Origin of the sequence: Shewanella sp. A32 (genome assembly GCF_029167175.1) — a bacterium.
GTDB classification, from domain to species: Bacteria; Pseudomonadota; Gammaproteobacteria; order Enterobacterales; family Shewanellaceae; genus Shewanella; species Shewanella yunxiaonensis.
The window spans coordinates 1-6951 of record NZ_JARFTS010000045.1; the positions used below are offsets into that span (position 1 = coordinate 1).

5 protein-coding genes and 4 tRNA genes are annotated in these 6951 nt (G+C 46.8%); 3 read left to right on the forward strand and 6 right to left on the reverse strand.

Features of this window, described 5'->3' with window-relative positions; translation table 11 throughout:
* Positions 1–77 (forward strand) — tRNA-Met (locus tag PY479_RS17260).
* Between the two features lie 495 nt (positions 78–572).
* Here PY479_RS17260 and ihfA read toward each other — a convergent pair.
* The 3 genes from ihfA to pheS are packed head-to-tail and all read right to left on the reverse strand — an operon-like array spanning position 573 to position 4250.
* A complete protein-coding gene (gene ihfA / locus PY479_RS17265) occupies positions 573–863 on the reverse strand; it encodes an integration host factor subunit alpha (protein ID WP_212596358.1) in 291 nt (96 codons plus the stop codon).
* Between the two features lie 3 nt (positions 864–866).
* Positions 867–3254: a phenylalanine--tRNA ligase subunit beta gene (gene pheT / locus PY479_RS17270; RefSeq protein WP_212596357.1), complete on the reverse strand. Its 2388-nt coding sequence runs from the start codon at positions 3252–3254 to the stop codon at positions 867–869.
* A 15-nt stretch (positions 3255–3269) separates the two neighbouring features.
* Positions 3270–4250: a phenylalanine--tRNA ligase subunit alpha gene (pheS, locus tag PY479_RS17275; protein WP_212596356.1), complete on the reverse strand. Its 981-nt coding sequence runs from the start codon at positions 4248–4250 to the stop codon at positions 3270–3272.
* Positions 4251–4500: 250 nt separating this feature from the next.
* Here pheS and PY479_RS17280 point away from each other — a divergent pair, with 250 nt between their 5' ends.
* Together PY479_RS17280 and PY479_RS17285 are read left to right on the forward strand one after the other, a co-directional pair.
* Complete coding sequence (locus tag PY479_RS17280) at positions 4501–6255, forward strand: DEAD/DEAH box helicase (protein ID WP_275484512.1); 1755 nt, start codon at positions 4501–4503, stop codon at positions 6253–6255.
* Between the two features lie 78 nt (positions 6256–6333).
* A complete protein-coding gene (locus tag PY479_RS17285) occupies positions 6334–6591 on the forward strand; it encodes a GrxA family glutaredoxin (RefSeq protein ID WP_212596354.1) in 258 nt (85 codons plus the stop codon).
* 95 nt (positions 6592–6686) lie between these two features.
* On the opposite strand, the gene PY479_RS17290 is transcribed toward PY479_RS17285, so the two are convergent.
* From PY479_RS17290 to PY479_RS17300, 3 genes are all read right to left on the reverse strand, one after another.
* Positions 6687–6762: transfer RNA gene (locus tag PY479_RS17290), tRNA-Lys, on the reverse strand.
* Between the two features lie 21 nt (positions 6763–6783).
* Positions 6784–6859 (reverse strand) — tRNA-Lys (locus tag PY479_RS17295).
* Between the two features lie 15 nt (positions 6860–6874).
* Positions 6875–6950: transfer RNA gene (locus PY479_RS17300), tRNA-Lys, on the reverse strand.
* Position 6951 lies beyond the last annotated feature (1 nt).

Genomic DNA, 6951 nt, shown 5'->3' on the forward strand with positions numbered 1-6951 from the left:
CGCGGGATGGAGCAGTCTGGTAGCTCGTCGGGCTCATAACCCGAAGGTCGTTGGTTCAAATCCAGCTCCCGCAACCAATCTTTATTTTCTCACCATTGAAATCAATATCATTGTAAATCAACGAGATATTTTGATATTTACTCTGCGAATACTTCACCCTGCAGAAACAACAATGGACGATACCGCAGACAATCAGATTCAGATTAGCCGTAACTATGTGGATGCCGACGTCATCGGCGCATAACAATGGTGAGTTTTAAAGCCCTCATGGCGCAGTACTTTCTTCGAGTTGTGAAAAACGATGAGGAGTGCAACGGAGTTCACTACAAATAGAACGGTAATTCATTTGTTGGAACAAGCTAAAGTTCCCTTTCTCTTTGAACCGCGGGCATTTCCAGAGGTCTCCAGAAAGCCTCAGCCACAGGTATGTCACGATAATAAGCCGACGTTCTAGGTAACATACTGAGATGAAACGTGCCAAGACCCTATTAGTAACTTCTTAAAAGAAAAGGCCACCCGATGGTGGCCTTTGTCTACCAGAGATTTAGCGCTATAACCGCCGCCGAATGGTTTTATTTGTTGGCAGCTTCTACACGGCTTTTCAATTTCTGTCCTGGGCGGAAAGTCACGACTCTACGAGCAGAAATTGGGATATCCTCACCGGTCTTAGGATTACGACCAGGTCTTTGGTTTTTATCCCGCAGATCAAAATTACCGAAACCAGACAATTTTACCTGTTCGCCATTTTCAAGCGCTAACCGGATCTCCTCGAAAAACGCTTCTACCATATCTTTGGCGACCCGTTTATTAATTCCGAGTGTTTCGAAAAGATGCTCTGCCATTTCGGCTTTGGTAAGTGCCATACTTTAATCCCTCAACGATGCGTTGAACTCGGACTTAAGGACTGAAACTACCGACTCAACAGTCGCTGCAATCTCTTTTTCCTCAAGGGTACGAGCGTTATCTTGTAACGTAAGTGCTATCGCCAGACTCTTCTTGCCAGGCTCAACACCCTTGCCTCGGTATACGTCAAACAAGTTTAAGCCAACCAACTGATTTCCGCCAACTTTTTTTATCGTTGACAGGATATTTTCAGCAATCACGGCTTCATCGACCACAACAGCGATATCTCGGCGGTTAGCCGGATACTTCGAAATGGCCTTTGCTTGCGGTACAGCGCCTTGTAATAAGGCATCTAACTGCAGTTCAAACACGATAGTTTTACCATTTAGACCGAACGGCTTTTCTAACGCAGGATGAACGGCACCGATGACCCCAACGACCTGATTATTCCTCAGGATTTCAGCACATTGTCCTGGATGCAGCGCAGAGTGCGAAGCACTTCTAAAGCTAAATTCAGCCTCTGATGCTGTCAAGCCAATAAGCGCTTCTAAATCACCTTTTAAGTCGAAAAAATCTACCGATTTTGATTCAATCGTCCAGTGTTCATCACTCTGCGGTCCGGCAATCACTGCGGCTAACACCGCTTGCTGCTGCACACCCATTTCCGCTGAATCATCAGGAATAAAGCGCAAACCAGTTTCAAATAACCTGACTCGGCCTTGTTGTCTGGCTTGGTTATAACCCACTGCTCCCAACAATCCAGTGAACAGTGAAAGCCGCATTGCTGACATTTCACTCGAGATCGGATTGGGTAATACCAATGCCTGTTGCTGCGGATGTACCAATTGCTGCAATTTAGGGTCAACAAAACTATAAGTAATAGCTTCTTGAAAACTTCTTGCCGTCAACAGATCACGCACTTTTGCTAATTTGACATTGGCTTCACTGTGACGTGTCATGTTCAAACGTGCCAAAGGCGCTTCGTTAGGAATACTGTTGTAACCGTAAATTCGCGCAACTTCTTCGATAAGATCTTCTTCAATCGCCATATCAAACCGGTAAGTTGCCGTAGTGACTTGCCACCCGGATTCAATCGTTTTAACGACGAAGCCCAAACGCGCAAGGATTTCCGCCACATCGTTATCCGGCACATGATGCCCCAGCAACTTATCGAGCTTACTGCGACGCAATGTGATTTCTACCGGTTGAGGTAAATATTCCTCAGATTTCGCTTCAACAATGACGCCGGCTTCACCACCGCAAATATCTAGGATCAGACGCGTTGCGCGATCCATCACTTTGTGCTGTAACTGAGGATCGACACCACGTTCAAAACGGTGGCTGGCGTCGGTGTGCAAGCCGAGGTTACGAGCCTTACCCATGATTGCCAAAGGCGCAAAAAATGCGCATTCCAGCACGATATCCTGGGTTTCTGCGGAAACGCCTGAATGCTCACCGCCAAAAATCCCGGCGAGTGCAAGGGCCTTATTGTTATCGGCAATCACCAGTGTGTCAGCGGGCACAGTGATTTCACTACCATCAAGCAATGTCAGTTGTTCTTTACCATCACCCAAGCGAACAGTCAGATCGCCATCAATCTTTTCCAAATCAAACGCATGCATCGGCTGGCCATATTCCACCAGCACAAAATTGGTGATATCCACGATAGGATCGATGGAGCGAATACCACTACGACGCAACTTTTCCACCATCCATGCCGGAGTGGCAGCTTTGACATCAACATTTTTCACAACACGGCTGAGATAGCGAGGACAAGCGTCTTTGGCCAGCACCTTAACACTGACACTAGCATCAATCGTCGCCGCCGCTGATTGCCAACTTGGCTCGGTCACAGCCATACGATTGAGCACACCGACTTCGCGGGCAATACCGACCATGCCGAGACAGTCCGCACGGTTAGCCGTCAAATCCACATCAATGACCGCATCATCCAAGTCAAGATATTTGCGAACATCAACACCTAATGGCGCGTCTAGTGGTAACTCAATGATACCGTCACTTTCAATATCAATCGCCAACTCACTGTAAGAACACAGCATGCCATTGGATGGCTGTCCGCGCAGTTTGGCTTTTTTAATTTTAAAGTCGCCTGGCAGCACTGCACCTACAGTGGCTACACACACTTTTAACCCTTGACGACAGTTTGGGGCACCACAAACGATATCCAGCAGCTCTTCGCCGCCAACGTTTATTTTGGTTACGCGCAGTTTGTCAGCATCTGGATGCTGAGCGCATTCAACGACTTCCCCCACGACTACGCCAGAAAAGCTGCCAGCGACTGCAACAACTTCATCAACTTCAAGCCCGGCCATAGTGATTTGCTGAGCTAACTGATCACGGCTAACCGCGGGATTAACCCACTCACGAAGCCAGGATTCACTGAATTTCATAATACTTGAACTCCGTTATTTAAATTGCTTGAGGAAACGTAGATCGTTTTCGAAGAAGGCACGTAAGTCGGTCACGCCATAACGCAGCATCGTCAAACGCTCAACGCCCATACCAAAAGCAAAACCAGAGTATTTTTCAGGATCAATACCTACACCGCGCAGCACATTAGGATGTACCATGCCGCATCCCAACACTTCCAACCAACCGTTCTTACCTTTAACGTCGACTTCTGCAGAAGGTTCAGTAAATGGGAAATAAGATGGACGGAAACGGATCTCCAGGTCTTCTTCAAAGAAGTTGCGCAGGAAATCGTGCAAAATACCTTTCAACTGAGTAAAGCTGACGTTCTCATCAACCATCAAGCCTTCAACCTGATGGAACATCGGGGTGTGAGTCATATCGTAGTCATTACGGTAGACACGTCCCGGAGAGATAATTCGCAATGGCGGTTTTTCTACTTCCATCGTGCGAATTTGCACCCCTGAAGTCTGCGTACGCAATACGATTTCAGGGTTGAAATAAAAGGTGTCATGGTCAGCACGGGCTGGATGATGTGCAGGAATATTCAACGCATCAAAGTTGTGATACCCATCTTCGATCTCTGGCCCTTGAACCACACTGAACCCCAATTCCCCAAAAAAGGCTTCAATACGTTCAATAGTGCGAGTCACAGGGTGCAATCCGCCATTGCCCAGTGTTCTTCCAGGCAAAGTCACATCGATTTTCTCAGCACTAAGTTTGGCTTCAAGCTCAGCGGCTTTGAGATTTTCGAGACGTTGAGACAGATATTGCTGCACCTGCTGTTTAGCGAGGTTCACTTGCTGCCCAAAAGCCGGTTTTTCTTCCGGACTTAAAGTAGCCATCAGTTTCATCATGTCGGTAATTTTGCCTTTTTTACCAAGGTAATCGACACGGATTTCATCGAGAATTTTCAGATCATCGGCCCCATCGATGGCGGCTAAGGCCTGTTGTACGATCTCTGTTAACTGCTGCATCTTCCCTTCCAGTGCATGGCGGCCTTTTAGGCTGCGTAAGGTATCTTCGTTTGTCACATAAAAAAGAGGCAAATTTTACTTTAATCACAGGAATTTGACCAGTGAGGATGCCATTTTAGCAAAGTAAAAAACGCCTGAAACAACTGCGGCCCAAAAAAGTTTGATAAATTTTGTGCAATCACCGACATGTAGCAAAGCAACCGGTTGCAGTGTGGTATGCTGCAGTTCTCTCAAAGTGTATCTTTTAACGATGTCAGTCAGTCATTCCATAAAGTTACGTGACTATCAACAAGGCGCTGTGGATGCGGCAATTAGTTACTTTCGCCATCAGCATGGCAGTGCTGTAATCGTATTGCCAACGGGAGCAGGTAAAAGCATTGTAATTGCTGAGCTTGCACGAATTGCCCGCGGGAAAGTGTTGATATTAACGCACGTCAAAGAACTGGTCGCACAAAATGCTGATAAAGCATCACTGCTAACAGACGATATTAGCGTTTATTCAGCCGGGTTAAATCAGAAACTCAGTAGCGGTAAAGTAGTAGTGGCGGGAATTCAGTCAGCAGCGCGCAATCCACAAGCATTCAGCCAAGCGTTCTCACTGGTTATCATTGATGAATGCCACCGAGTCAGCGACGACGATCAGAGTCAATACCATCAGTTATTACAACAGTTGCGCCAGCATAATCCCAAATTGCATCTTCTGGGGCTCACCGCAACCCCCTATCGACTTGGCAGCGGCTGGATATACAAACGTCATTATCATGGTCGAGTAGGCAACCTTGATGCGGGCATTTTTGACGACTGCATTTTCGAATTACCGTTACGCCCGTTAATCAAACAGGGATATTTGACACCGCCAAGATTATTGGATGGGTTATCTGCACAGTATGATTTCAGTCAATTAAAGCCGGACAATCATGGCAATTATAATGCTGCCGAAGTCGACTCGTTACTCGATCATAGTGGTCGGGCAACCTCAGCCATTGTGACGCAGCTAATGCAGTTGGCGAAAAGTCGTCGCGGCGTAATTATATTTGCGGCGACAGTGCGCCATGCCCAGGAAATAATCGCGCTACTTCCGGAAACCGCGGCGCTAATTACGGCAGACACGCCGGGTGCCGAACGAGATACGCTCATCGGTAAATTTAAACAGCAACAACTGCAATTTTTAGTGAATGTATCGGTACTTACCACGGGATTTGACGCCCCCCACGTCGATCTGATTGCGATCATGAGGCCGACAGCATCTGTAGGACTTTTCCAGCAAATGGTCGGCCGGGGGCTGCGGCTATATGAAGGAAAGCAGGATTGCCTGATCATCGATTATGCGGCCAACGGTTTTGATCTCTATAGTCCGCAGATCAGTCAGCCGCGCCCAACAGCCGACACCGTGCCAGTACAAGTGGTGTGCCCTGAATGTGGTTTTGCCAATATTTTCTGGGGTAAGACCAGTAATCAAGGGGAAATCCTTGAGCATTTTGGCAGACGTTGTCAGGGACTTGTGGCTAGGGCTTCAAAATCACAACAATGTAGTTATCGTTTTAGAGCGCGTTTATGCCCTGATTGCGGAGCAGAAAATGATATCGCGGCAAGAGCCTGCGTTGAATGTCATTCACAGCTGGTTGACCCCGACAAGCGCCTCAAAGAAGTGTTAGAACAAAAACATCATCATCTGTTTCGTGTGCAGCAGATGCAACTCGTTGCAACCACCTCAGGGCTGACCGTTGAGTATATTGATCTTGATGGTAATCACTTTAATGAACATTTTCGCTTAACAACAGCGGCTCAACGCAAAGCGTTATATGCAGTATTTCTATACCCGCACGATAAAACCCCAGGGCTCCCCCTGCCTTCTTTTCGCAACTCAGAAGAATTATTAGCGCACTCAACAAGATGGCGTTCCCCGGATCTTTTGTTATTAAAAAAGCAGGGGAAACACTGGGTGTTATTGGAAAAATATTTTGATTACCACGGGCGTTACCAGACTGAACAAACATATTGTTGACAGAAGTATGCGTAACACCACTTCTGCAACCCTAAACACTGTGTTATAACGGCAGCATTGTTAGTGAAGGGAGTTATTATGCACGTTGTTATTTTCGGTCGTCCCGGCTGTCCTTACTGTGTAAGAGCCAAACAGTTATCAGATCAGCTGACTCAAGCGCGTGACGATTTTAGCTACAAATATGTTGATATCTATGAAGAAGGTATTACCAAAGCGGATTTAGAAAAAACTGTCGGCAAGCCAGTAGAAACTGTACCGCAGATCTTCATTGATAAGGAACATATCGGCGGCTGTACCGACTTCGAAGCCTACGTTCGTGAGAATGCTTTGCTTTAAGCGAATTCCACATATTGGCTTCTAAAAGCACCTTCGGGTGCTTTTTTATTTTGCAAAGGAATCTTGATAGCGACTGAGTGCATTCAGACAGAAAATGGTGGGTCGTATAGGATTCGAACCTATGACCAATTGGTTAAAAGCCAACTGCTCTACCGACTGAGCTAACGACCCGCATAAGGAATGAAGGAGATTTGGTGGGCCGTATAGGGCTCGAACCTATGACCAATTGATTAAGAGTCAACTGCTCTACCAACTGAGCTAACGGCCCACACTTGTGGGATTTTGGTGGGTCGTATAGGATTCGAACCTATGACCAATTGGTTAAAAGCCAACTGCTCTACCGACTGAGCTAACGACCCA

Bases quoted from the DNA above. Each gene is read 5' to 3' on its own strand.
- ihfA (WP_212596358.1), bottom strand. From the start codon at position 863: ATGGCACTTACCAAAGCCGAAATGGCAGAGCATCTTTTCGAAACACTC.
- pheT (WP_212596357.1), bottom strand. From the start codon at position 3,254: ATGAAATTCAGTGAATCCTGGCTTCGTGAGTGGGTTAATCCCGCGGTT.
- pheS (WP_212596356.1), bottom strand. From the start codon at position 4,250: ATGCAGCAGTTAACAGAGATCGTACAACAGGCCTTAGCCGCCATCGAT.
- PY479_RS17280 (WP_275484512.1), top strand. From the start codon at position 4,501: ATGTCAGTCAGTCATTCCATAAAGTTACGTGACTATCAACAAGGCGCT.
- PY479_RS17285 (WP_212596354.1), top strand. From the start codon at position 6,334: ATGCACGTTGTTATTTTCGGTCGTCCCGGCTGTCCTTACTGTGTAAGA.